We start from the raw sequence: 3,024 nt of genomic DNA, 5'->3' as shown, positions 1-3,024 counted from the left end.
ATCGTTCTTTAAAAATTTGGGTATGTGATAGAAAGATAGACTGATGGCCACTTTCACTGGTGGTGATCAGGCTAAGGTAAAATTTGTGAGTTCTCTTAGTTGAGAAATTCGAATTTTCGGCGAATGTCGTCTTCACAGTATAACCAGATTGCTTGGGGTTATATGGTCAAGTGAAGAAGCGCATACGGTGGATGCCTTGGCAGTCAGAGGCGATGAAAGACGTGGTAGCCTGCGAAAAGCTTCGGGGAGTCGGCAAACAGACTTTGATCCGGAGATGTCTGAATGGGGGAACCCAGCCATCACAAGATGGTTATCTTGTACTGAATACATAGGTGCAAGAGGCGAACCAGGGGAACTGAAACATCTAAGTACCCTGAGGAAAAGAAATCAACCGAGATTCCCTTAGTAGTGGCGAGCGAACGGGGACTAGCCCTTAAGTGGCTTTGAGATTAGCGGAACGCTCTGGAAAGTGCGGCCATAGTGGGTGATAGCCCTGTACGCGAAAGTCTCTTAGTCATGAAATCGAGTAGGACGGAGCACGAGAAACTTTGTCTGAATATGGGGGGACCATCCTCCAAGGCTAAATACTACTGACTGACCGATAGTGAACTAGTACCGTGAGGGAAAGGCGAAAAGAACCCCGGAGAGGGGAGTGAAATAGATCCTGAAACCGTATGCGTACAAGCAGTGGGAGCAGACTTTGTTCTGTGACTGCGTACCTTTTGTATAATGGGTCAGCGACTTATTTTCAGTGGCGAGCTTAACCGAATAGGGGAGGCGTAGCGAAAGCGAGTCTTAATAGGGCGTCTAGTCGCTGGGAATAGACCCGAAACCGGGCGATCTATCCATGGGCAGGTTGAAGGTTAGGTAACACTGACTGGAGGACCGAACCGACTACCGTTGAAAAGTTAGCGGATGACCTGTGGATCGGAGTGAAAGGCTAATCAAGCTCGGAGATAGCTGGTTCTCCTCGAAAGCTATTTAGGTAGCGCCTCATGTATCACTGTAGGGGGTAGAGCACTGTTTCGGCTAGGGGGTCATCCCGACTTACCAAACCGATGCAAACTCCGAATACCTACAAGTGCCGAGCATGGGAGACACACGGCGGGTGCTAACGTCCGTCGTGAAAAGGGAAACAACCCAGACCGTCAGCTAAGGTCCCAAAGTTATGGTTAAGTGGGAAACGATGTGGGAAGGCTTAGACAGCTAGGAGGTTGGCTTAGAAGCAGCCACCCTTTAAAGAAAGCGTAATAGCTCACTAGTCGAGTCGGCCTGCGCGGAAGATGTAACGGGGCTCAAACCATACACCGAAGCTACGGGTATCACGTAAGTGATGCGGTAGAGGAGCGTTCTGTAAGCCTGTGAAGGTGAGTTGAGAAGCTTGCTGGAGGTATCAGAAGTGCGAATGCTGACATGAGTAACGACAATGGGTGTGAAAAACACCCACGCCGAAAGACCAAGGTTTCCTGCGCAACGTTAATCGACGCAGGGTTAGTCGGTCCCTAAGGCGAGGCTGAAAAGCGTAGTCGATGGAAAACAGGTTAATATTCCTGTACTTCTGGTTATTGCGATGGAGGGACGGAGAAGGCTAGGCCAGCTTGGCGTTGGTTGTCCAAGTTTAAGGTGGTAGGCTGAGATCTTAGGTAAATCCGGGATCTTAAGGCCGAGAGCTGATGACGAGTTGCCTTTAGGCGACGAAGTGGTTGATGCCATGCTTCCAAGAAAAGCTTCTAAGCTTCAGATAACCAGGAACCGTACCCCAAACCGACACAGGTGGTTGGGTAGAGAATACCAAGGCGCTTGAGAGAACTCGGGTGAAGGAACTAGGCAAAATGGCACCGTAACTTCGGGAGAAGGTGCGCCGGTGAGGGTGAAGCACTTGCTGCGTAAGCCCACGCCGGTCGAAGATACCAGGCCGCTGCGACTGTTTATTAAAAACACAGCACTCTGCAAACACGAAAGTGGACGTATAGGGTGTGACGCCTGCCCGGTGCCGGAAGGTTAATTGATGGGGTTAGCTAACGCGAAGCTCTTGATCGAAGCCCCGGTAAACGGCGGCCGTAACTATAACGGTCCTAAGGTAGCGAAATTCCTTGTCGGGTAAGTTCCGACCTGCACGAATGGCGTAACGATGGCGGCGCTGTCTCCACCCGAGACTCAGTGAAATTGAAATCGCTGTGAAGATGCAGTGTATCCGCGGCTAGACGGAAAGACCCCGTGAACCTTTACTATAGCTTTGCACTGGACTTTGAATTTGCTTGTGTAGGATAGGTGGGAGGCTTTGAAGCGTGGACGCCAGTTCGCGTGGAGCCATCCTTGAAATACCACCCTGGCAACTTTGAGGTTCTAACTCAGGTCCGTTATCCGGATCGAGGACAGTGTATGGTGGGTAGTTTGACTGGGGCGGTCTCCTCCTAAAGAGTAACGGAGGAGTACGAAGGTGCGCTCAGACCGGTCGGAAATCGGTCGTAGAGTATAAAGGCAAAAGCGCGCTTGACTGCGAGACAGACACGTCGAGCAGGTACGAAAGTAGGTCTTAGTGATCCGGTGGTTCTGTATGGAAGGGCCATCGCTCAACGGATAAAAGGTACTCCGGGGATAACAGGCTGATACCGCCCAAGAGTTCATATCGACGGCGGTGTTTGGCACCTCGATGTCGGCTCATCACATCCTGGGGCTGAAGCCGGTCCCAAGGGTATGGCTGTTCGCCATTTAAAGTGGTACGCGAGCTGGGTTTAGAACGTCGTGAGACAGTTCGGTCCCTATCTGCCGTGGACGTTTGAGATTTGAGAGGGGCTGCTCCTAGTACGAGAGGACCGGAGTGGACGAACCTCTGGTGTTCCGGTTGTCACGCCAGTGGCATTGCCGGGTAGCTATGTTCGGGAAAGATAACCGCTGAAAGCATCTAAGCGGGAAACTTGCCTCAAGATGAGATCTCACTGGAACCTTGAGTTCCCTGAAGGGCCGTCGAAGACTACGACGTTGATAGGTTGGGTGTGTAAGCGCTGTGAGGCGTTGAGCTAA

1 rRNA gene is annotated in these 3,024 nt (G+C 51.4%); it reads left to right on the top strand.

What is annotated here, in order from left to right:
• Nucleotides 1-164: 164 nt before the first annotated feature.
• Nucleotides 165-3,024, top strand: a 23S ribosomal RNA gene (locus tag AC07XZ_RS29025); the annotation flags it as partial.

The sequence above is a fragment of the Pseudomonas sp. GW458-11-26-14-LB4 genome (assembly GCF_059423925.1).
Note: the sequence above shows the minus strand (reverse complement) of the source record. Positions and strands in the feature narration are given on the sequence as shown.